This is a genomic window from Afipia sp. MLSD5-FHT05B12 (genome assembly GCF_058793355.1).
On the sequence record NZ_JBXAFS010000001.1, the window covers coordinates 320,648 to 343,341 of the forward strand.

Annotated in this window: 22 protein-coding genes; 21 read left to right on the top strand and 1 reads right to left on the bottom strand. The window is 57.6% G+C overall.

Annotated elements, in window-relative coordinates; translation table 11 throughout:
* Positions 1 to 5: 5 nt before the first annotated feature.
* Positions 6 to 1,220, bottom strand: a complete 1,215-nt coding sequence (locus tag AC1Q6J_RS01365) for an ABC transporter substrate-binding protein (protein ID WP_492277526.1) — start codon at positions 1,218 to 1,220, stop codon at positions 6 to 8.
* A 148-nt stretch (positions 1,221 to 1,368) separates the two neighbouring features.
* Here AC1Q6J_RS01365 and AC1Q6J_RS01370 point away from each other — a divergent pair, with 148 nt between their 5' ends.
* The 21 genes from AC1Q6J_RS01370 to AC1Q6J_RS01470 all read left to right on the top strand — a co-directional run bounded on the left by AC1Q6J_RS01370 (position 1,369) and on the right by AC1Q6J_RS01470 (position 22,687).
* On the top strand, positions 1,369 to 2,157 hold the full coding sequence (locus tag AC1Q6J_RS01370; RefSeq protein ID WP_492277527.1) for an ABC transporter ATP-binding protein: 789 nt from the start codon (positions 1,369 to 1,371) through the stop codon (positions 2,155 to 2,157).
* Positions 2,154 to 2,882, top strand: coding sequence for an ABC transporter ATP-binding protein (locus tag AC1Q6J_RS01375; protein WP_492277528.1), 729 nt, complete (start codon positions 2,154 to 2,156; stop codon positions 2,880 to 2,882). Before AC1Q6J_RS01370 ends, AC1Q6J_RS01375 begins: the two co-directional genes overlap by 4 nt.
* 8 nt (positions 2,883 to 2,890) lie before the next feature.
* Positions 2,891 to 3,769 (top strand): branched-chain amino acid ABC transporter permease, encoded by an 879-nt coding sequence (locus tag AC1Q6J_RS01380; protein ID WP_492277529.1) that lies wholly within the window; start codon positions 2,891 to 2,893, stop codon positions 3,767 to 3,769.
* A gap of 41 nt (positions 3,770 to 3,810) precedes the next feature.
* A complete protein-coding gene (locus AC1Q6J_RS01385; protein WP_492277530.1) occupies positions 3,811 to 4,740 on the top strand; it encodes a branched-chain amino acid ABC transporter permease in 930 nt (309 codons plus the stop codon).
* Between the two features lie 191 nt (positions 4,741 to 4,931).
* Positions 4,932 to 6,083, top strand: coding sequence for an iron-containing alcohol dehydrogenase (locus AC1Q6J_RS01390; protein WP_492277721.1), 1,152 nt, complete (start codon positions 4,932 to 4,934; stop codon positions 6,081 to 6,083).
* Positions 6,080 to 6,544 (top strand): acyl-CoA thioesterase, encoded by a 465-nt coding sequence (locus tag AC1Q6J_RS01395; RefSeq protein WP_492277531.1) that lies wholly within the window; start codon positions 6,080 to 6,082, stop codon positions 6,542 to 6,544. Before AC1Q6J_RS01390 ends, AC1Q6J_RS01395 begins: the two co-directional genes overlap by 4 nt.
* Positions 6,545 to 6,569: 25 nt before the next feature.
* The gene (locus AC1Q6J_RS01400; protein WP_492277532.1) at positions 6,570 to 7,061 is read left to right on the top strand and encodes an SRPBCC family protein; all 492 of its coding nucleotides are present in this window, start codon (positions 6,570 to 6,572) and stop codon (positions 7,059 to 7,061) included.
* A gap of 20 nt (positions 7,062 to 7,081) precedes the next feature.
* A complete protein-coding gene (locus tag AC1Q6J_RS01405; RefSeq protein WP_492277533.1) occupies positions 7,082 to 7,855 on the top strand; it encodes an enoyl-CoA hydratase-related protein in 774 nt (257 codons plus the stop codon).
* A 4-nt stretch (positions 7,856 to 7,859) separates the two neighbouring features.
* Complete coding sequence (locus tag AC1Q6J_RS01410; protein ID WP_492277534.1) at positions 7,860 to 8,735, top strand: FAD binding domain-containing protein; 876 nt, start codon at positions 7,860 to 7,862, stop codon at positions 8,733 to 8,735.
* Complete coding sequence (locus AC1Q6J_RS01415) at positions 8,732 to 9,217, top strand: (2Fe-2S)-binding protein (RefSeq protein WP_492277535.1); 486 nt, start codon at positions 8,732 to 8,734, stop codon at positions 9,215 to 9,217. Before AC1Q6J_RS01410 ends, AC1Q6J_RS01415 begins: the two co-directional genes overlap by 4 nt.
* Complete coding sequence (locus AC1Q6J_RS01420) at positions 9,214 to 9,975, top strand: N-acyl homoserine lactonase family protein (RefSeq protein ID WP_492277536.1); 762 nt, start codon at positions 9,214 to 9,216, stop codon at positions 9,973 to 9,975. Before AC1Q6J_RS01415 ends, AC1Q6J_RS01420 begins: the two co-directional genes overlap by 4 nt.
* The gene (locus AC1Q6J_RS01425; protein ID WP_492277537.1) at positions 9,968 to 12,379 is read left to right on the top strand and encodes a xanthine dehydrogenase family protein molybdopterin-binding subunit; all 2,412 of its coding nucleotides are present in this window, start codon (positions 9,968 to 9,970) and stop codon (positions 12,377 to 12,379) included. Before AC1Q6J_RS01420 ends, AC1Q6J_RS01425 begins: the two co-directional genes overlap by 8 nt.
* 12 nt (positions 12,380 to 12,391) lie before the next feature.
* Positions 12,392 to 13,144 (top strand): SDR family NAD(P)-dependent oxidoreductase, encoded by a 753-nt coding sequence (locus AC1Q6J_RS01430; protein ID WP_492277538.1) that lies wholly within the window; start codon positions 12,392 to 12,394, stop codon positions 13,142 to 13,144.
* 25 nt (positions 13,145 to 13,169) lie between these two features.
* The gene (locus tag AC1Q6J_RS01435) at positions 13,170 to 14,735 is read left to right on the top strand and encodes a class I adenylate-forming enzyme family protein (protein ID WP_492277539.1); all 1,566 of its coding nucleotides are present in this window, start codon (positions 13,170 to 13,172) and stop codon (positions 14,733 to 14,735) included.
* A 2-nt stretch (positions 14,736 to 14,737) separates the two neighbouring features.
* Positions 14,738 to 16,201 carry an NADP-dependent succinate-semialdehyde dehydrogenase gene (gene gabD / locus AC1Q6J_RS01440; RefSeq protein WP_492277540.1) on the top strand — a complete coding sequence of 488 codons (1,464 nt, stop codon included), beginning with the start codon at positions 14,738 to 14,740 and terminating at the stop codon, positions 16,199 to 16,201.
* Positions 16,202 to 16,349: 148 nt separating this feature from the next.
* Complete coding sequence (gene lipP1, locus AC1Q6J_RS01445; protein ID WP_492277541.1) at positions 16,350 to 17,294, top strand: LipP1 family hormone-sensitive lipase; 945 nt, start codon at positions 16,350 to 16,352, stop codon at positions 17,292 to 17,294.
* 247 nt (positions 17,295 to 17,541) lie between these two features.
* A complete protein-coding gene (locus tag AC1Q6J_RS01450) occupies positions 17,542 to 18,531 on the top strand; it encodes a fumarylacetoacetate hydrolase family protein (RefSeq protein WP_492277542.1) in 990 nt (329 codons plus the stop codon).
* 101 nt (positions 18,532 to 18,632) lie between these two features.
* Positions 18,633 to 19,430 carry an enoyl-CoA hydratase/isomerase family protein gene (locus tag AC1Q6J_RS01455; protein ID WP_492277543.1) on the top strand — a complete coding sequence of 266 codons (798 nt, stop codon included), beginning with the start codon at positions 18,633 to 18,635 and terminating at the stop codon, positions 19,428 to 19,430.
* A 1-nt stretch (position 19,431) separates the two neighbouring features.
* Positions 19,432 to 20,694, top strand: coding sequence for a CaiB/BaiF CoA transferase family protein (locus AC1Q6J_RS01460; protein ID WP_492277544.1), 1,263 nt, complete (start codon positions 19,432 to 19,434; stop codon positions 20,692 to 20,694).
* Between the two features lie 102 nt (positions 20,695 to 20,796).
* Positions 20,797 to 21,996: an ABC transporter substrate-binding protein gene (locus tag AC1Q6J_RS01465; protein ID WP_492277545.1), complete on the top strand. Its 1,200-nt coding sequence runs from the start codon at positions 20,797 to 20,799 to the stop codon at positions 21,994 to 21,996.
* Positions 21,997 to 22,120: 124 nt separating this feature from the next.
* Entirely contained in the window at positions 22,121 to 22,687 is a 567-nt protein-coding gene (locus AC1Q6J_RS01470; RefSeq protein ID WP_492277546.1) for a winged helix-turn-helix transcriptional regulator, read from the top strand.
* The last annotated feature ends 7 nt before the right edge of the window (positions 22,688 to 22,694 follow it).

The following is a 22,694-nucleotide window of genomic DNA, read 5'->3' on the forward strand; positions in this document are numbered from 1 at the left end:
TCGGGTTACTTCTTGATCAGCGGGCACTTACTTTCCGACATTGGGCGGAAGGCTTCTTCGCCCGGAACGACCGCACGAAGTTTGTAGTAGTCCCACTCATATTTCGATTCCGAGGGTTTCTTTACCTCGTAGACGTACATGTCATGCACGAACCGGCCGTCCTCGCGCACGCGACCATTCTTGGCGAAGAAATCGTTCACCGGCATCTCGCGCATTTTTGCCATCACGGTTTTGGCATCATCGGTACCCGCGGCCTTGATTGCGTTGAGGTAATGCATTGTGGACGAATAATCTCCGGCATCACCCATGTGTGGCATGCGTTTCATCTTCGCAAAAAATCGCTTGGAAAATGCGCGGGTTTCTTCGTCTCGGTCCCAATAAAAGGCGTTGGTCAAAACAAGACCCTGTGCCGTCGTCAATCCCATCGAGTCGATATCAGTAATCCAGACTAGCAATCCGGCAATGGTTTGCTTTCCCCCGTCGGTGAGGCCGAAATCTTTGGCCGATTTGACGGCGTTAATGAACGTCGTTCCGGAGCCGGCAACGGCAACAACCTTGGATTTTGAGGCTTGCGCCTGAAGAAGAAAGGACGAGTGGTCAGCCGTATCGATTGGATAGCGGATCGATCCAACGACTGTACCGCCGTTTGCCTTCACCACGTTCGCCGTGTCGTTCTCAAGTGCATGTCCGAACGCGTAATCCGCTGTGAGGAAGTACCACGAATTCAGGCCTTCCTTGATAAGCGCCTTGCCGGTTCCTTGGGCCAGCGCGTAAGTGTCGTACGCGTAGTGGATGCTGTTTGGTGTGCAGGAATCGTTCGTGAGTCGTGACGAGCCGGACCCATTGACGATAGCGATGCGGTTCTTCTCCTGCGCGACGTTGGTTACTGCGAGCGCGATCGATGAGTTGATCAGATTTGCGATCAGGTCGACTTTCGCGACATCATACCATTCGCGCGCCTTGGCAATCGCCACTTCGTTGCGGTTCTGGTGATCGGCGACGATCACTTCAATGGGTTTGCCGAGAACCTTCCCGCCAAAATCTTCGATCGCCATTTTGATCGCGGTCACCGATCCTTCGCCGGACTCATGGGAAAACTGCCCCGACATGTCGGTCATCACGCCGATCTTGACAACGTCGTCGGATACTTTTGCCGTCTGCGCATATGCCGGGCTTGCCAGTCCGATACTTACGGCAAGCGTCATTGCCACCTTGCTCATTGTTACTCCTCCCTCTCTTAATCTGTTTGGAACCCTTCTTGCCTGATCGATAGGCTTGCATAACTAGACTAATTTGGTATGACACTGTCAACAGGCTCGCAAGGCTCATTGTCATTGCGTCGCACAAAATTCGGAGGAGATGATCCCGATGGAGAAGGCGTCGCATCATGCAGATGTCGATGTGGTGCTGGAGGCGCGCGGGCTACGGAAGGAATTCCGTGGTTATGTTGCAGTTAACGGCGTCGACCTCGACATTCGACGCGGCGCGATCCACGCGCTGATCGGTCCAAACGGTGCAGGTAAGACAACCGTCTTCAATCTGCTGACGAAGTTTCTGGTGCCGACATCGGGCCGTATCCGATTGGAGGGAGCCGATGTGACGATGGAGCGGCCGGCGGCGCTTGCCCGCCTTGGCCTTGTACGATCGTTTCAGATATCGGCGGTTTTTTCGCATCTTTCTGTGAGCGAGAACATCGCCATCGCACTTCAGCGGAGATTTGTATCGCCCGCGACATTCTGGCGCGGTGGATTACGTCCCGCTGATATGTCTGATCGCATCTACGGCCTGCTGGAGCAGGTTGATCTGGGTGCATTCGCGCGCACCCGCGCTGGAGACCTGGCGTATGGCCGCAAGCGAGCACTCGAACTCGCGACGACGCTAGCGACGGAACCGAAAGTCATGCTCCTCGACGAGCCGACCCAGGGGCTCGGCCATGAGGACGTTGATAGCGTCACCGCTCTCATCAAGCAGGCAGCTGTCGGCCGTACCGTGGTCATGGTTGAGCACAACATGAAAATGGTGGCGCGGATCGCCGACCGGATCAGCGTGTTGCGGCGTGGCGAAATCATAGCGGAAGGGCCGTACAACGAGGTGTCTCGCAATCCGCAGGTGATCGAATCCTATCTCGGCTCGCGCGCGATGGGGAGAGCATCATGACTGCAAATGGTTCAGGGGCGGGCGCTATCGATGTGTTGAATGTGGACCACCTGCAGGCTTGGTACGGCGAGTCGCACGTTCTTCATGGCATGTCGTTTTCTTTGCAGCGGGGAGAGGTGGTTGCACTGCTGGGCCGCAATGGCAGCGGTCGCACCACAACGCTGCGCGCAATCGTCGGATTGATCGACAAGCGGCAAGGCTCGATCCGGGTCGGCGGAAGGGACACAATCCGTCTCGCCCCTCACGTCATAGCGCGCATGGGTGTCGGCTACTGCCCGGAGGAACGTGGCATATTCGCCAGCCTGTCCTGCGAGGAGAACCTGCTACTGCCGCCGCAACAATCGGGCGGCGGCATGTCTGTCGACGAGATCTACTCTTTGCTCCCAAATCTTGCCGAGCGGCGCAGTACACCCGGCACACGGCTATCGGGGGGCGAACAACAAATGCTGGCAATCGCGCGGATTTTGCGCACCGGGGCACGGCTGCTGCTGCTCGACGAAATCTCCGAGGGGCTTGCACCTGTGATCGTTGACCGTCTTTTCGATCTCATCACCGAGCTGAAGTCGCGCGATTACACGATCCTTCTCGTGGAGCAGAATAAGTATTTCGCGGCGCCGCTGGCAGACAGATTCCTAGTCGTTGAGCATGGTGACATCACGATGCGGCTGTCTGCCGCCGAACTTGAGGCGAAGGCAGATCTCGTTGACCAAAGCCTGGGTGTTTGAGGATCGCTATGCCTGATATTCCCGCACAGGTGCTGCTCGGCCAGATTACGATCGGTCTCGTGAATGGCTCTTTCTATGCAGTCTTGAGCCTCGGTCTCGCGCTGATTTTTGGCCTGCTCAATGTCATCAATTTCGCCCATGGCGCGCTGTATATGCTCGGCGCGTTCGGCGTCTATCTCGCTATGCATAAGCTTGGTGTGAATTACTGGTGGTCTCTGTTGCTTGTGCCGGTCGTGATAGGTGCGTTTGGCGCGTTGATCGAGCGGCTGCTGCTGCGTCGGCTGGTCGGCCTCGATCATCTTTACGGCTTGCTATTCACATTCGGGCTTGCGCTCGTTCTGGAGGGCATTTTCCGTGACATCTACGGGTCGGCTGGCCTTCCTTATCAGACGCCACAAGCTCTGCGCGGGCTTGTCGATCTTGGCTTCATGAGAATGCCGATCTATCGGATGTGGATCGTCGGTGTGTCGTTGTTTGTCTGCCTCGCGATCTGGTTCCTGATCGAGAAGACGCGTCTCGGATCGTACTTGCGCGCAGGCACAGAGAATGCCCGGCTGGTGCAAGCTCTCGGAATTAATGTTCCGTTGATGGTGACTTTCGTCTACGCGCTTGGCGCCGCGCTGGCGGCCTTTGCCGGCGTACTGGCCGCGCCGATCTATCAGGTTCAGCCGCTGATGGGATCGAACATCCTGATTATCACTTTCGCCGTGGTGGTGATCGGTGGGTTGGGGTCGACGGCGGGTGCGATCGCGACAGGTCTTGCGCTCGGCGTCATCGAAGGTCTCTCCAAGGTATTTTACCCGGAAGTGTCATCGACAATCGTGTTCATCGTCATGGCGCTTGTTCTGCTTGTCAGGCCCGTCGGGCTGTTTGGACGGGAGGCATGAGCGCCATGAACATGAAGATGTCGACCGTTCTTCTTCTCGGGTTGGCCGCTGTCGGCCTCCTAGCTCCTTTTGCAGGGCTCTATGCGCAGTTTCTGATGAAGTGCGTGGCATTTGCACTTTTCGCGGTGGCGTTCAATTTCTTCACGGGCAATGTGGGGCTTCTATCGATCGGTCATGCGGCGTTCTTTGGTGTCGGAGCGTATGCGGCAGGTTACGCCACCAAATCATGGGGTTTCACACCGGAGCTTGCGTTGGGATTCAGCCTCGTCTTTGGCATTGCACTCGGCGCAGTCATGGGCGGGATGGCTATCCGGCGGCAGGGCATCTACTTTGCCATGATCACGCTGGCGCTTGCGCAAATGGTCTATTTCATTTGCGTGCAGGCGCCCTTCACCGGCGCGGAAGATGGTCTTCAACGCATCCCGCGACGCGCCTTGTTCGGATTGTTCGATCTTTCGAATGACCACGCGATGTATGCGTTCGCACTCGTAGTGATGCTTGTTGCAGTCTGGGGATTCCAGAGGATCATGGAAGCGCCTTTCGGGCAGGTGCTTCTTGCCATTCGCGACAACGAGCCGCGGGCTATTTCACTGGGATACGATGTTCAGAGATACAAGCTCTCGGCATTCACGATGTCCGCAGCGATCGCAGGCCTTGCAGGCGGTCTGAAGGCCCTGACTATGGGCTTCGCCGGGCTGCCTGATGCGCACTGGACTCAATCCGGGAACGTCATCCTGATGTGCCTGCTCGGGGGATTGGGGACGCCACTCGGCCCGATCATCGGCGCCATTCTGGTTGTGACGCTTGAGAGCAAACTCTCCGGCCTCGGTGTGATCCAGGTAGGATCTCTTGCCGTTGATCTATCGAGCAAGGTTCCGATCATCATCGGTTTGATTTTTATGGTCTGCGTCATGCTTTTCCGGCGAGGAATTGTTGGAGAGATCAGTGCTGCTTTGCGGCTGCCAAGATAAACCGGGTTCCGCAGGGGAGTGCTGAAAAAGACGCTCGAGCGAGTTGACATTGGCTTTGAAAATTAGTCTAGTTATGCAAGTTACTATTCCGTATTGAGCGCCTCCCGTTGAGGTTTGTGCGGGTCGATCTTTTCAAGGGGGGGCTGCATCTTCGATGCGGCGGTCTTCGCGAATACAGAACGGAGCTTGCGGTGCAGGGGTTTGTTTTCCAGTCAACAAAATCAATCATGGTCGAGCCGGGATGCTCATCGCGCATTGGCGAACTCGTGAGGGATCTTGGCTGCAAGTCAGTGCTTCTGGTCACCGATGCCGGTGTCAAATCGGCGGGGCTGTTGCAGGCTGGGTTGCATGGGCTGGAACAGCGGGGCGTTGCAGTTACCCTGTTCTCCGATGTTGAAGCTGATCCTCCGGTTCACGTGATCGAAGCCGCGGTCAAGCTGGCGGTGGGGGCGAAAGTCGATGGCGTGGTTTCAATCGGCGGTGGTAGTTCGATGGACGTCGCCAAGCTGGTCGCATTGCTGGCGGTGGGACGGGAAACACTCGCAGACATTTACGGCGTCGGCATGGCCAGGGGTCCGCGTCTGCCCCTGGTACTCGCGCCTACTACTGCTGGCACCGGTTCGGAAGTGACGCCGATTTCGATCGTGACCACCGGTGAGGGGGAAAAGAAGGGTGTCGTCTCGCCGGTCTTGCTGCCCGACTGGGCGGTGCTCGATGCGGAGTTAACGCTCGGGTTGCCGCGAGCAGTAACGGCTGCCACCGGCATTGACGCGATGGTTCATGCCATCGAGGCCTATACCAGCAAGCGTTTGAAGAATTCGTTGTCTGATGCATTGGCCCGCGAATCTCTCAGGCTTCTGGGTACGAATATCCATGAGGTCTGCCGTAACGGCACGAATCGCGAAGCGCGTCATAATATGCTTCTCGGCTCCATGCTTGCCGGAATGGCATTTGCGAACGCACCGGTCGCCGCCGTGCATGCGCTGGCTTATCCAGTGGGTGCGCGATTCCATGTCCCGCACGGGCTGTCGAACTCCTTGGTATTGCCGCAGGTCATTCAATTCAATGCCAGTTCCGCAGAGGCGCACTACGGCGAACTCGCTGCCATTTTGACACCGCAAGCGACTGGTGGGGCGCCCGATCGCACCAGGGCGCTTGTGAGGATGCTGTCGAATCTTCCGATCGAACTTGGGTTGCCTACGCGCCTGCGTGATGTCGGAATCGGGCAGAATGATGTGGCGATGCTTGCCGAGGACGCGATGAAACAGACGCGCCTTCTCGTCAATAATCCGCGCGAAGTCACTCACGCAGATGCACTTGCGATCTATGAGGCATCGTTATGACGGAGCGGCCGAAACCTGAATTCCGCGGTGACTATGTACATTTTCAGATCATGACGACGCGTTGGATGGACAATGACGTTTATCATCACATGAACAATACGACGTACTATTCGTTCTTTGATACGCTCGTTTGCCAGTACCTTATCGAGAGAGGGGCGCTCGATATCGAGAAGAGTCCAGTAATCGGTCTTGTTGCCGAAACGAGCTGTCGATTCTTTAAATCGATTGCTTTCCCGTCGAGGGTCAATGCGGGCCTTCGCGTCGGCCATCAGGGCAACAGCAGCATTCGCTATGAGATTGGCCTCTTTAAGGACAACGAAGATATCGCATCTGCCCAAGGGCATTTCGTGCATGTCTATGTCGATCGCATGAGCGGGAGACCCGCATCCTTGCCCGAAACATTGCGGCTGGCGGTTGCGCCGTTGCAAGTTTCTGGGATGCAGTCGGCGGCCGCCGAATAACTGAATACGTTGAAGGAACAGTCGCATGGAAATGTCGGGACAAACGACTCTGAATGCCTCACAGATCGATGTCTGGGCGGCCCTAAACGATCCCGCCATTCTTCGGCAGGCCATACCGGGCTGCGAAACGCTTGATATGACGTCAGGGACAGAGTTCGCTGCATCGGTTGTCCTGAAGGTTGGGCCAATCAAGGCCAAGTTTCTTGGTCGCGTCACGCTGTCCGATATCACCCCTCCGGAAGGCTACACCATCACAGGCCAGGGACAGGGCGGCATTGCCGGCTTTGCCGAGGGCGGCGCCAACGTCAGACTTGAAGCGCTGGATTCAACCCATACTGTCCTTCACTATGATGTCCAGGCAAAGGTCGGCGGCAAGATTGCGCAGCTTGGCGCTCGGCTGATTGATTCGACGGCGAAGAAACTCGCCGGACAGTTCTTCGACCGGTTTGGCGAACTGGTCGGCGGCAACCCGGAACAGTCCGGGAGCGACAAGGCGGAAAGCCGGGCCGCGGTCTAGATCGCTCGCGGGAGGAAGATGTGGCCGATATAGAAGTCGTGACTGAAGAACGAATTGGCGTGGTCCGTCTCAACAGGCCGGTCGCGCGCAACGCCATGACGCTTGCGATGTGGAAGGACATGGCTCGAGTCTTCGGTGAGCTCGGCTGCGACCCCGACGTTCGCGCGATCATTCTGACTGGGGCTGGCGGCAACTTCAGTGTCGGTGCTGATGTCTCGGAGTTCGCCAAAGTCCGGTCGAGTGTCGAAGACAGTGCCGCTTATGAAGTCGCGGTTGATGCGTCCTCCGATGCTATCGCAGGAGTGCCGAAGCCGGTCATCGCAGTCATTGAAGGATATTGTCTCGGTGGTGGATGCCATCTGTCGCTGGCGTGCGATTTTCGCTTTACGCATGCGGACGCATCCATCGGCATTCCGGCAGCAAAGTTGTCGATAATTTACGGCGTTCGCAGCACGCAGCGGCTGCTGTCGCTGGTCGGCCTCACCAATGCCAGGCGGATTCTTTACAGTGCGGAGCGCTTTGGGGCGGCTGAAGCCGAGAGGATTGGTTTTTCCGATTGCGTGTCGGACAATCCGATGCGCGACGCCAAGGCCTTTGCGGCTAACATCGCAACACTCGCGCCATTATCGGTTGCTGGAGCCAAGTCAATCTTGACGAATCTGGCGATGGGAGACGGAGCGCTCGACACCAAGGCGGCACAGAGGCTCATCGATCATGCCTCCGCCAGCAACGATTACGAGGAGGGCCGCAGGGCTTTCGCCGAGAAACGTCCACCGGTATTCAAGGGGCGTTGACCAGATGAAGCCCGCTGCCTTTGATTATGTTGTTGCCGATAGCGTGGAATCTGCAGTGTCCGCGCTTGCAGCCGCGGGCGGCGATGGGAAGATCATCGCTGGCGGTCAAAGCCTCGTGCCGATGCTCAACTTTCGTCTGCTTCGGCCCTCGGTGCTGGTGGATATCAATCGTATCCATGGCCTGGCAGGCGTAGAGGACTGCGGTAAGTCGATCAGGGTTGGTGCCTTGACACGTCACGTCGCACTTGAAACGTCGCCCATCATTGCTCAGCATTTTCCAGTGTTGCGTGAGGCGATGACCTTCGTCGCGCATCTGGCGATCCGCAATCGTGGCACGATCGGCGGGAGCCTGTCTCATGCCGATCCGGCTGCCGAACTGCCGATGATGTCTTTGTTGCTCAATGCAAAGTTCGGCATCACGTCGAGCGCTGGCCGTCGGACTGTGGACCCTGCGGATTTCTTTCTCGGCGCGCTGACCACGGATCTGGCCGACGATGATCTCCTGACTGATATCGAGTTTCCCAAGCTGCCTCCGCAAACCGGCTGGGGGTTCGAGGAAGTGGCCAGGCGATCCGGCGATTTCGCCCTCGCATGTGTTGCCGCGACCATCGCAATTTCAGATGGCGCGATAGGCGAAGTGCGAATCGGGATGATGGGGGTCGGGGAGACAGCAATACGGGCGACCGATGCCGAGGATCTGCTTGCTGGTCAGAACTGGTCCGGCGAACTGCTGGATGATGTCGTCGCATCGATCAGAGCGGCTGTAGAGCCCAATACGGACTTGCATGCTTCGTCGGATTATCGTCGTCATCTTGTCGGCGTGCTGGCGCGCCGCGCGCTCGTGTCGGCGTGGCAACGTGCCGGGGGAGTGGCAGCATGACCATCTCTCGCGAGATCAGGGTGACGGTGAATGGTGTTGTACATGAGAAGAGTGTCGAGCCGCGGCTGCTGTTGGCAGATTTTCTGCGGAGCACTCTCGGGCTGACTGGAACCCACATCGGCTGTGAGCATGGAGTTTGCGGTGCATGCACCATCATTGTGAACGGTGACAGTGTACGCTCGTGCCTGCTGCTGGCGGTGCAGATGAACGGCTGCGAGATCGAGACGGTCGAAGGTCTCGGGACTATTAACAATATGGGTGTGATCCAGGAGGCGTTCCGGGAGCATCACGCCTTGCAGTGTGGCTTCTGTACGCCGGGCATGCTGATCACAGCAAAAGACTTGATCGCCAAGCATCCGCTCGCGACGGATGACGACATCCGCGAAGGACTGTCGGGAAATCTGTGCCGCTGTACCGGCTATGAAAACATCGTCCGCGCTGTGCGGTCCGCGTCGGACGCGTTGAAGGAAAAGACATCATGAAGATGCATGTGTTGTCTGGCGGCCGCCTTCGCATGAAGAAGAACACTTACTTTCCGGACGCAGAGCGTACCGAAATGATTGATCTGCCAGTGTCCTGCATGCTGATGCGGCACGTCCAGGGAAATGTGCTGTTCGATACTGGCTGCCATCCACAGGTGGCTGAAAGCCCCGAGGCGCGTTTGGGGGGGCTCGCGAAGTTCATGACACCCATCATGCCGCCCGGCGAACATGTTCTTAGCGGTCTGAAGGCCGTCGGGCTCGGTCCCGATGATGTCGATGTTGTGGTTTGTTCGCATTTCCACACGGACCACTGCGGCTGCAATGAATTCTTCAAGAAGGCGACGATTTTTGTTCATGCGCTTGAGCTTGAAGCAGCGAAGGCGCCGGATGCGTTGAGCAGCGGCTATCTCGCGATCGACTGGGATCATCCGATCCCCATGAATGTCATTCATAAGCAAACAGATATCTTCGGCGACGGAAGGATTACGCTGATCCCATTGCCGGGTCATACGCCAGGAACGATCGGCGCGTTGGTTAAGCTGGATCGCAACGGCGAGTTCTTGCTGACCTCGGACGCGGTGAGCCTTCGCGCCAATCTCGATACCGATACCGTGCCGCGCAACACAAAAAATGCAGAATTGTTTCTGAGGTCGTTCGCGGAAGTTCGCAAGATCGAGTCCAGCGGGGCAACCATTATTTGCAGTCATGACATCGCAGAGTGGAATCAATTACGCAAAGGGCCTGACGCCTATGATTGAGAAGGTCCAGCCAGGTCGAAAAGACACGCGCGATGTCGATGATGATTTCGCGACACGCCCGAAGACAGTCGGCGCGCGCGTGAGGCGCACCGAAGACCCACGTCTTCTGACAGGAAATGGCAGCTACGTCGATGATCGGCAGTCTGCTGGAATGCTTCATGTTGCGTTCCGGCGAAGCGATCATTCGCACGCTCGAATTGTTTCAATCGATTGCGAGGCCGCGCGTCGATCTCCGGGTGTAATCTCGGTCTTCACCGGCGCCGACTTTGAAGGGCGGATCAAGCCGATTCTCGCAACGTCGCGTATGGCCAGCTATCACGCCACGCCGTTGTTTGCGCTTGCCCAAGGTAAGGTTCGTTATGCCGGGGAGCCGGTCGTCGCCGTGATCGCGGAAAACCGCTATCTCGCGGAAGATGCTATCGAGCTGATCGAGATCGATTTCGAAGCGCTTCCGGTCGTTATAGATCCCGAGGCTGCCATGCAGCCGGATGCGCCGCTACTGCATGATGAGATCGGCACAAATGTCCTGCTCTCGCGTGAATTCAAGCGCGGCGATGTCGATGCAGAGATGGAAAATGCGGCCGTTCGTGTGTCGGGTCGTTTTCGAATGCGGCGCAAGACACCGCTCGCAATGGAAAACCGCTCTTACGTCGCCGAGTATTCGGCTGGACAGGATGCGCTTACGCTGTATTCAGCGACGCAAATTCCGGGGATTATCCGGGATGCGCTGTCAGAAGCACTCGATATGCCAGGCAACCGGTTGCGTGTCGTCGCTCCGGACGTTGGCGGTGGATTTGGCGGCAAAGCGTCACTCTACTCCGAAGAGCTCTTTGTCGCGTTTGCTGCACGCCATCTTGGGCGTGCGGTAAAATGGACAAGCGATCGTCTCGAAGATCTTTCTTCGACCAGTCAGGGTTTCGACGAGATCGTGGACGCCGAGCTTGGTTTCGATAGGGACGGTGTTGCAATCGCACTGCGGGCGGATGTCGTCGGCGACGTTGGAGCCTATTCGATTTATCCGTGGACGGCCGCGCTCGAGCCGGTGCAGGTTGTCAGCTTTCTACCCGGACCATACAAGATCCCGCATTATCGCGGCCGCGTGCGAGGGGTCGCGACCTCCAAGCCGCCGATGGGTCCATATCGTGGCGTCGGACGTCCGGCATCGACGTTTGTGACCGAGCGTCTGATGGATATGGCGGCACGCGAACTCAACTTCGATCCAAAATTTCTTCGGCTGAAAAATATGATTCAGCCTGATGAGTTTCCGCACAAGATCGGGTCCGGCATCGTCTGGGATCAGTGCAGCTTTACCGAGTGCCTTGAAGCGGCGTGCGAGACGATTAACTACGCCGCATTGCGCGAGCGTCAAGCCAAAGCGCGGGCGGATGGCCGATGGTTCGGCATCGGTATGGCATGTTATGCGGAACTCACGGGAATTGGCTCGCGTATCTCTGTTGCGCCAGGCATGCCGATCAATACGGGAACTGAAACAGCTAAAATATTGATCGACTCCACAGGTGCTGTGACGGTCGCAGTCGGTACGGCAGCTCACGGGCAAGGGCATGAGACCACGTTTGCCCAGGTCGTGGCTGAGCATCTTGGGGCGCGGCTACAGGACATCCGCGTCATTCATGGCGATAGCGCCGCAGTCCCAAACGCCACGGGCTCCTACGCGAGCCGGAGCGCGGTACTCGCCGGTGGCGCCGCGACGCTTGCAGCCCAAGACGTCAAAGAGAAGGTGCTGCGCGCCGCGTCTCATTTGCTGGAAGCGTCGGCGGCGGATTTGACGATTGAGGACGGCAGGATCGCGGTCATGGGCACCGACCGCGGCATGACGTTTCGTGAACTCGCGCGCGCGGTCTATTCAGAGATGGGGCGTATCCCAAATGATCAGCGCGAAGAGTTGTCATCGACGAAAACCTACGATCCCGTGTTCGGGACTGCTGCGACGGCCGCTCACATTGTTGTACTAGAGATCGATCCGGAAACCTATCAGGTGAAGCTGGAGCGGTTCCTCGTCGCGGAGGACTGCGGAAAACTTATTAATCCGATGATTGTCGACGGCCAGGTGCATGGCGGTGTCGCGCAGGGGATCGGAGCCGCGCTCTATGAAGAAGTGGTCTACAACGACGAAGGACAGAACGTGACTGCCAGTCTCGTTGATTATGTCGTTCCCTCGGCGAGTGAAATTCCTCCGATCGGAGTCGTGCATATCGAGGCCGCGTCCAAAACGACTCTTGGTGGTTTCCGCGGAATGGGTGAGGGCGGCACGATTGGGGCGCCGGCGGCAGTCGCCAATGCCATTTCGGATGCGCTCGCTCCGCTCAATATCGATGTCTTTGAACTCCCGGTGACGCCGGAAAGGCTGTTTCACCTGATTGAAAGCGCAAAAGCAAACTCTTGAGGAGCAAGAAAAATGGACATGCAATTGAAAGGAAAGGTGGCTCTTGTCACTGGCGGCGCGCGCGATGTGGGACGCGAGATTGCGCTCAGCCTTGCTGGGGAGGGCGCTACGGTTGCGGTCAATTATAATGGATCGCGTGCGGGTGCCGAGGCGGTGGTAGCCGACATCGAGAAGCGGGGCGGGAAAGCCAAGGCCTACAAGGCCGATGTCGCCAATTTCGGCGAGGTCAAGGCCATGATCGCCTCGATTGCTTCGGATTTTGGTGGGCTCAATATCGTCGTGAATAACGCCGGCGTTGCGCTTCGGAATCGTTTCACTGAGACAACTCCCGAGGAGTGGCAGAAGCAGATCAATATCTGCCTTTATGGCGCGATCCATATTTCCAAAGCAGCGGCACCGCATCTTGAGAAGGCCGGCGATGGCCGCATTATTGCGCTGGTCGGCGACTCGTCTCGCGTCGGAGAATCGGGACTTGCGATCGTTGCCGCCGCGCGTGCTGGCGTCATCGCATTGATGAAGTCGCTGGCTCGCGAATTCGGACGTTTTGGAACCACCGCAAACACGATCTCGCTTGGCTTGATTGAAACCCCTCATGATATCGAATGGGTCGATGCCAATCGCGACAAGCTGACAAAGCTTTATCCCTTGCGACGTCTTGGGTTCCCGTCGGATATCGCGCCGATGGTGACCCTGTTGTCGTCGAAGCACGGCGGATGGATCACCGGGCAGACGGTCAGCATCAGCGGCGGGTTCAGCATGGTTTGATGAAGAGCGATACGGGAGAGCAGATGTGCTACAGACCGATTTGATAGCGCCGGTTCCGGTGCTGCTGCAACGCCATGCGACGGTTCGCGGATCGAAAATCGCCTATCGCGACGCGTCATCGAATGTGACTTACGCTGAGCTCGCAACGCGTACAGGCAATCTCGCCGGACACCTCGCAGACAACGGGATTCAGGCTGGCGACAAGGTTGCGATCTTTTTGCCGAACTCCGTGGCCTGGATTGAGAGTTGTTTAGCGATCAATCGCACTGGCGCTATTAGCGTTCCGATTAGCTATGACGCGACCGAATCCGAGATACTGTATCGATTGCAGGATGCGAATTGCTCGGGCGTCATCACCACGGACAAGCAAGCCCCGTTAATTGCGAGATTGCAGCCGCAATTGTCGGCTCTCGGTGTCTGTGTCCTTGTTGGCCACGGCTCGCAGCGGGGCGAAGGACTGCTTTACGAGAAGCTGGCGGAGTCAGTATCAAAGTCGCCGCCGCGGGATCCGATGGAGATCGAGCAACCCGCATTCATTATCTATACATCCGGTACCACCGGCCGAGCCAAGGGCGTTGTTCTCTCGGTTCACAGCATGCTGTGGGTGACTGCGGCGTGCTGGGCGCCGGTCGCGGGACTTTCGGAAAAGGACGTTGTGCTTTCACCGTTGCCATTGTTCCACTCATACGCGTTGAATTTGTCGGTCCTGAGCATCCTTGCGGTCGGCGCCACCGAATACATCATGGATAAGTATTCGGTGACCGAAGCGGTTCGCCTGTTGAAGACGGGAGAGTTTACCCTTTTTCCGGGCGTGCCGACGATGTTCCACTATTTTCTGGAGGCGACCAAGGCGGAGCCAGGTCTGAAAATTCCGGGTCTACGGCTCAGTATGTCGGCCGGCGCCATCATGCCCGCAACGCTTAATCGGGAGTTCGAATCTCGTTTCGGGATTAAGCTGCTGGATGGTTATGGAATTACCGAAACATCGACAATGGTGACGATGAATTGGCAAACAGGAGCCCGGGTGATGGGGTCGTGCGGACTACCGCTCACGGGCCTCGCCGTCCGAATTGTTTCGCCGGCAACGGGCGACGATGTCGCGATTGGCGAGGAGGGAGAGCTGATCGTTCGCGGACCCAACCTTATGAGCGGTTATCACAACAAGCCGCAGGAGACCGCGTCCGCGTTGCTGAAAGGCTGGTATCATACCGGCGATCTTGCCAAGAGTGATCGCGACGGATTTCTCACCATCACCGGGCGTCTTAAAGAGTTGATCATTCGAGGCGGCCAGAATATTGCGCCGGCCGAAATCGAGGAAGTCGTCAATACGATCGAGAATGTGGTCGACAGCGCGGTCGTCGGTATCCCCCACGAGCATTTGGGGGAGGTGCCGGCATTGTTCGTTGTTGCCCGGACAGGGGTGAATGTCGGAACAAACGACATCCTCGATCATTGCCGTGAGCATCTGTCGTCGTACAAGGTTCCGTTTTCGGTTCATTTCGTGGAAGAGATTCCGCGCACGGGATCGGGTAAGATTATCCGGTTCAAATTGCGTGAAACGCTCATTACTCCAGTTAACAAGGCATCCTAACAATGGCTTCGAAACTGATGCTGAAAGATTCCTCTCTCCTGCGTAGTGCTTGCTTTATCGGCGGGGAGTGGGTTGCCGCGGACGGCGGCGGCACGATCAAGGTCGACAATCCGGCGAACGGCGATTTGGTCGGCAGTGTACCTAATATGGGTGCCGGTGAAACCAGGCGCGCGATTGAGCTCTCAAATGCTGCGCTTCCGGCATGGCGTGCAAAAACCGCCAAGGAGCGTTCCGCAATTCTGCGCAAGTGGTTCGACCTGATGATTGCCAACCAGGATGACCTCGCGGCCATCATGACCGCAGAGCAAGGCAAGCCGCTTGCGGAGAGCAAGGGCGAGATCGCCTACGCGGCGAGTTTCATCGAATGGTTCGCGGAGGAGGGCAAACGCGTTTACGGCGATACGATCCCGCCGTTTACGGCCGATCGCCGCATTGTCGTGCTGAAGCAGCCGATTGGCGTATGCGCCGCGATTACCCCTTGGAATTTCCCGGCCGGAATGATTACCCGCAAGGCCGGACCGGCTCTTGCCGCGGGTTGCACCATGGTTGTGAAGCCGGCCAGTCAGACGCCGCTGTCCGCGCTGGCTCTCGCTGTATTGGCCGAAAGGGCTGGCGTGCCGAAGGGCGTGTTCTCCGTGGTGACGGGATCTGCTTCTGCGATCGGTGGCGAGATGACGTCAAATCCGATCGTGCGCAAGGTTACCTTCACCGGCTCGACCGAGATCGGCAAGAAACTGATGGAGCAGAGCGCGTCCACAGTGAAGCGGACATCGATGGAGCTTGGCGGCAATGCGCCGTTCATTGTGTTCGACGATGCGGACATCGATGCTGCGGTAAAAGGGGCGATGGCTTCGAAATATCGCAATGCCGGGCAAACCTGCGTTTGCGTCAATCGTATCTTCGCGCAGGACGGGATTTACGACGCGTTTGTTGAGAAGTTGTTGCAGGCGGTGCGGAGCCTGAAGGTGGGCGATGGGTTTGGCGAGGGCGTCACCATTGGACCCCTGATCAATATGGCCGCGGTCGAGAAGGTCGAAGAGCATATCGCCGACGCGGCGGCAAAAGGGGCCAGGGTCGCGGTCGGCGGCAAGCGCCATGCCCTCGGCCGAACTTTTTACGAGCCGACAGTGCTAACCGGCACCACGCCGGACATGCTGATCTTCCGGGAGGAGACGTTTGGGCCCGTCGCGCCGGTATTTCGCTTCAAGACCGAAGAGGAGGCTATCCGTCTGGCCAACGACACCGAGTTCGGGCTTGCCGCCTATTTCTACGGCCGCGATATTGGCAGGGTTTGGCGTGTCGCCGAGGCTCTTGAGTACGGCATGGTCGGTATCAACGAAGGCATTATCTCAACCGAGATCGCGCCGTTCGGCGGTGTCAAGGAAAGCGGCAATGGCCGCGAAGGATCCAAGTACGGCATCGAGGACTATCTCGAGATCAAGTACCTCTGTATGGGCGGGATCTAAGGGCTCGCCCATCGTATCCATCCGGCTCCAAGGCAGCTGGAGTACGGCCTTGGTCCCCCGCATGGCGGCGTCGACAGCAGCCATGCGGCGGGTTTACAGTTTCCCGCCAGTAAGATGACGAGGCCCTGTTTGGGCTGCGGGGAGTTGTATGCCAGTTATTCTTGATCCCGATGCCGCTGCGGTCCTGAGTGCCTTCCGTGAAGCCGGACGCCCGCCGTATGAAACGCTCTCCCCAGCGGAGGCTCGCCAGATGTATCTGGCCAGCCGCGTTGTATCGAATCCCGAGCCACCCAGGATCGCGTCAACTGAATCGCTGATGATACCGGGACCGGCCGGGTTGATCCCGGCACGCCTCTACAGACCATTGACCGTGAGAGAGGCGGATGGACTATCGCCGTGCCTCGTCTTTTTTCATGGCGGAGGCTGGGTTATCGGCAACCTCGATTCCCACGACGTTGTCTGCCGCACGCTTGCCGACGAGGGCCAGCTCGTCGTGATCTCGATCGATTACCGGCTTGCGCCAGAGCACAAGTTTCCCGCGGCAGTCGATGATGCCATCGCTGCGACGGATTGGATTGCCAGGAACTCCCGTGAGTTGAAGATAGATACCGCGCGGTTGGCGGTCGGAGGCGACAGCGCCGGCGGCAATCTCGCTGCAATCGTGTCGATCCATGCGCGGGACAACGGACCGAAAATTGCGGGTCAGGTTCTGATCTACCCCGCAACCGATTTTTCAATGAGCCATCCTTCCCACGACGAGCCTGAGACCGATGCGTTGCTGACGCATTCCGTGATCCGCTGGTTTCGCGATCACTATCTCAATAGTGCGGCGGACTCTGAGGATTGGCGGGCTTCTCCGGCACGTGTGAAACAGCTCTCAGATTTGCCTCCTGCCATCGTCTTGACGGCCGGAGCCGATCCTTTGCGCGACGAAGGCGATGAATTTGCAAGGCGTCTCAGTGATGCCGGCGTGCCGGTCATGCACCGGGCGTATCCCGGTCAATTCCATGGCTTTATCACCATGGGCAAACTACTCCCCAAGGCGAATGACGCGCTACGCGAAATCGGCAACTGGCTCAAGACTCTGGGATAACAGCGGCTTTCGTGATGTGCGCATAGCTGCCCATCGCAAGATTTGCGAACGATATCGCCGTGGACGGCTAAGTATTTTCGTCTGGAAACCCCTGCAATACCGGTCCTTAAGCAGTGGCGCGGGCCCGGTATGGGTGGCGCCTTGCAAATTCTAATGACTTGCAAAATGAAAGTCATTGTCTATCCTGAGCGGAACGGAGCGGAAAATTCCGGCTCCATGTATCAAGAAGCAAACGGAGGAATTGTCGGTGAAGCTTGCAACATGCCGTGTAAATGACAAGGAACGTGTCGCGATCGTCCATAACAACGACGCAAGTTTGTTCGATCTTGCTGCGGCTTCCTCGCGTGCAGGAAATGCCAATCCCGCATTCAATTCCATGATCGCGCTGATCGATGGCGGGGACGCGGTGCTTGATCAGGCCAGAGCGCTGTTTGATCGCTATGGCCGCGACACGGATTTGTCGACGGCTGTCCCAGGCGCGGAAATTCTGGCGCCTCTGCCAGAGCCCCGCCAGATGCGGGACGGGATGTCGTTTCCGCTGCATATCCGTCAGTCGCCTCGCGGCCAATTGAAGCTGAAGGCCCGTGCGGAAGGGAATAAAGCCGAATTGGCGCGGCTTGAGGCGGAGCCATTGCCTGAGCTTCCCGAAATTTACCGCAAGCAGCCGATCTACTACATCACCAATCGTTTCAGCGTGCAGGGTACCAATACGACCGTTAAATGGCCGCGTTACAGCAAGGTCATGGATTACGAGCTTGAATTCGGCGTCATCACCAAAGGCAAGGGCGCTAATATTTCGGCTGCGAACGCTCGGAATCATATTTTTGGCTATACGATCTTCAACGACTTCTCGGCGCGCGACGCTCAGCGCATCGAAATGGAAGGCCGGCTCGGCCCAGCGAAGGGCAAAAGCTTCGACGGCGGCAATGTACTTGGACCGTGGATCGTCACTCCCGACGAAATCGGCGATCCATACAGGCTGAACATGGAAGTGCGCGTTAATGGCGAAGTTCGTTCGAAGGGTGTGAGCGACGGCATGCTGTTCTCGTTTGAAGAGATCATCGCGCATGTCACCCAGGATGAGACCCTGATGCCGGGTGAATTCATTGGTTCCGGCACAGTTGGCAACGGGTGCGGTCTGGAGCTTGGCTGGTTTCTGGAGCATGGCGACGAAATTGAGCTTGAAGTCGAGCGGATCGGCGTCCTCAAGAACTGCGTCGAGCGCCAAGATAGCTGACCTGCACGAACAATGACTTGCAAAATGCAAGTCATAAGCTAGGCTGCCTCCCGTAATGACATCGGCGCAAGCGAATGCGCCTGCAAAACGGGAGGCGCACCTTGTCCGAAGACGCACTGGTTACGCGCGAGCAGCGCGGTAATATTTCGATACTGACGATGGTCTATCGGCCCTATAATCTCTTGGGCCCCAAGCTCATCAATGCCATCGTGGAGAAGGTTGAAGAGGCGCAGAAAGCCGGAAGCCGCGCTATCGTGATCCGCAGCGGCTTGCGGCATTTTTCAGCTGGCGCCGATCTCGATATCTTCGACAAGCGCGTCGCAGAAGGGAGCGGTAACCAGGCGAATGAGAATCGCCGCCTGACCGGCGTTGAATTTCTTCGCTTCATGGAATTGCTGCCGATTCCGCTGATTGCAAGTGTACACGGTGTCTGTCTTGGTGGCGGGCTCGAGCTCGCTTTGTCGTGCGACTATATTATTGCGGCGTCGTCGGCGAAGATCGGTTCGGTGGAAGCGACGCTCGGTCTTCATCCGCTGTTGGGCGGTATCCAGCGTCAGGCCCAGCGCATCGGCGCGCAGCGCGCCAAGGAGATGTCCATGTTGGCGCGGCGCTATGATGCGCCGACCTTGGAAAAGTGGGGCCTGATCAATCTCACCGTGCCTGAGGAGTCGCTGGAGAGTGCGACGATGTCGGTTGCGGAAGAGTTCGCACAGGGGCCGACCCTGGCCCATGCGGCCACCAAGCAACTCGTTCATATTGCGGTCAACGAAGGCGTTGATGCCGCCGATGAGGCCATGGCGCGCATTCAGGGACCGATCTGGTCATCCGAAGATCTCAAGACCGGTCTTGCGTCGTTCCGCAAGAATGGCCCGGGTCTTGCCAAGTTCGCGGGGCGTTGACATGAGTGGTCCTCTTGACGGAATCCGGATCGTCGATTTTTCCCGCGTGCTGGCGGGTCCCCTGTGCGCACGTACATTGCAGGATCTCGGCGCCGAGGTCATCAAGATCGAGCCGCCGAGCCCGGATGTGTCGCGCTTCGCGTTTCCATCGACGGACGGCATGTCCGGCTATTACGCCCAGCAGAACGCCGGAAAGCGCAATGTCAGCATCAATCTGAACCTGCCGGGTGCTTACGAACTGGCGCTGAAACTGTGCGATACGGCCGACATCGTGGTGGAGAATTTCCGCGCGGGAACGCTCGGTTTCTTTGGCCTCGACTACGAGACGTTGTCAAAGCGCAATCCGCGGCTGATTTATGCGTCCATCACGGGGTACGGTCAGAGCGGCCCGTGGCGCAGCCGAATGGCCTACGCGCCGACAGTGCAAGCCGAAGCGGGGTTCACGCACAACAGCGTCCGCCATTACGGCGAAGCGCTTGCGGAGCCGCGCACCGACAGCCTGTCGCATGCTGATGTCTATACCGGTCTGCAGGCGGTGATCGCGATTCTTGCCGCTCTCAACAGCCGTCAGAAGACGGGTAAGGGCCAGTACATCGATGTAGCTATGGCAGCGACGCTGCTTGCGATCAATGAACGTGCCCATCTCGATATGTCAGATGATGATATTGGCGCGGAGCCGGCGATTCTCGGCGCCACCGACTGTTCGTTCTTTACTGGTCCGAATGGCGAGCATTTCACGGTCGCGACCAGCATCGTTGGCAGCCGCACGTTTCCCTCCTGGCTGCGCGCCATGCGCCGCGTCGATCTGATGGATGATCCTCGGTTCTCGTCGGCCGCAGCACGCCGCCTGAATTTTGGTGCGCTGCACCAGATCATTCAGTCGTGGATGTTGACCTTTCCGGACATGGCGACGCTCGATGCCCAGTTCGATGAGGCCAAGATAGCGATGGGTGAGATTCGCTCGACCAAGGATCTGATCAAATCGGAGTGGAGCGAATACTGGGGTGCGGTCCAGCACGTGTCGGATCGTAGTGGCGGCGAATATCGTCTGCCGGGCCGGCCGTGGCACTTCTCCGATGAAGAACTGACACCTATTGGAACACCCGCTTTCCAGGGTGAGCATAACTACGTGGTGTTCAGCGAGCTCGGTATCAGCGAGGCGGAGTTGAAGCGATTGGCGGAGGCCGGTGTGCTGGTGACACATCCTCGCGCATCGCAGCCAGAGTCGTCTGCGAAAGCAAAGGAATCCGGCCAGGCGGCCTGATTATTCCCCGTTTCCTGGGTCGAGACCATCGGTCGCGCATCATGCGCGGCCGAAAGCGAACAACTCTGTCTGGAGATTGCTGAGATGCGCTTGATAACGTTCATGACATATTTTGCGGTGGCTGCGGTATTTGCCTGTGGCAATGCCAGTGCCGCGGATAAGAAATACGACACCGGCGCAACTGACAGCGAAATCAAGATTGGCAATACCATGCCCTATAGCGGGCAGGGCTCCGCTTGGGGTCTGCTTGGCAAAGCTGAGGCGGCATACTTTGAAAAGGTGAATACCGAAGGTGGCGTGAACGGGCGCAAGATCAAATTCATCAGTTACGACGATGCCTACAGTCCGCCCAAGACAGTAGAGCAAACCCGCAGACTGGTCGAGAATGATGAAGTCCTGCTGCTGTTCAGTATGTTTGGCGTTCCGACCAACACTGCCATCCATAAGTATGTGAATGCCAGGAAGGTGCCCCATCTCTTTGTCGGCGGAGGCGGGTCGAAATGGAACGACCCCAAGAACTTTCCTTGGACCACCGGATTCCAGCCGTCGTTTCTGACCGAGGGGAGAGTTTACGGCCAATACATTGCGGCCAATCATCCGGGCGGAAAAGTCGCGGTCCTCTACCAGAACGATGATTACGGCAAGGACATCCTGAATGGACTGAAGCAGGGTCTTGGCGCGAGAGTCTCGATGATCGTGGCAGAGGCGAGTTATGAAGTTTCAGTCCCGACAGTTGATTCCCAGGTCGTCGCGCTGAAGGCCAGCGGCGCCGATATCTTCTTGAATTTTACCGGCCCGAAATTCGCAGCCCAGGCGATCCGGAAGATTGCGGAGCTTGGATGGAAACCGGTCCATATTCTCAACATTCCTTCAGCTTCGATTGGAAGTGTCATCAAACCTGCGGGATTCGATGTTTCGCAAGGCATTATCAGCGGCGGGTTCCTGAAGGACGCGACCGATCCCGCGATGGCAAGTGATCCGGGCGTCAAGGCTTACCTCGCCTTTCTGGAAAAATACTATCCCGGGGCCGATGTGGCCGCGACAGGTAATACGCAGGGCTATGTCATGGCGCAAACGATGATACAGGTGCTGAAGCAGGCAGGCGATGACCTCACGCGCGACAACGTCATGCGTCAGGCTTCAAACATCCGGAATTTTGAGATCGACATGTTGATGCCGGGAATCAAAGTCAGCACCAGCCCGGATAATCTGGCCCCCATAAAATCCATGCAACTCCGCCGTCTGGTGGGTGAGCGGTGGCAGCCGTTCGGCACGATTATAGACGCTGCCTCAGGTCCTTGAGCGGGCCGGGGATGGAAGAGTACGAGGTTCAAAAACTCTACTAAAAGCGGGCAGGAGGGCGCTGGACAGTCGAGTATCGGGCTCCATATTGTGAGGACAAGATTCGAGGAATGAAAGACTGCAAATGGCCGATGTGAAGCGAAGCCGTATTGCCAACAAGGAATGTTCGGTGGCACGCGCCATGGAAGCGGTGGGAGACAGGTGGTCGATCCTGCTGCTGCGCGAGGCTTATTACGGTGTCAAACGCTTCGATGAATTCCAGTACTATGTCGGTTTAGCGCCGAACATTCTCAGCACCCGCCTGAAGAAGCTCGTCGATGCCGGGATTATGACCCGTGTTCCTCTGCCTGAACATGCTGGTCGGTATGAGTATGTGTTGACGGAAAAGGGCCGGGATTTCTTTCCGACCTATCTGGCGCTCAAAAAATGGGGGGATGACTGGCTGGCTGAGCCTGCCGGACCGCAGGTCGTTTTCCATGACCGTTCCAATGGGCAGGAAATCCAGTATCCCGAATTGCTGACCGCGCGGGGTAAACCGCTCCGCCTAGAAGATATCGAAATTGTTGCTGGCTCCGGCGCTGTCTCGTTTAACCGGAAGAGGTTTGGTGCGGTCGCCGCTCGTCCTGATACCGGCGGGGACAAGACAGACGCAAAGGGTCGTGCTTCCCCATCGAAACGGAACAGAAAATAGATCGCCT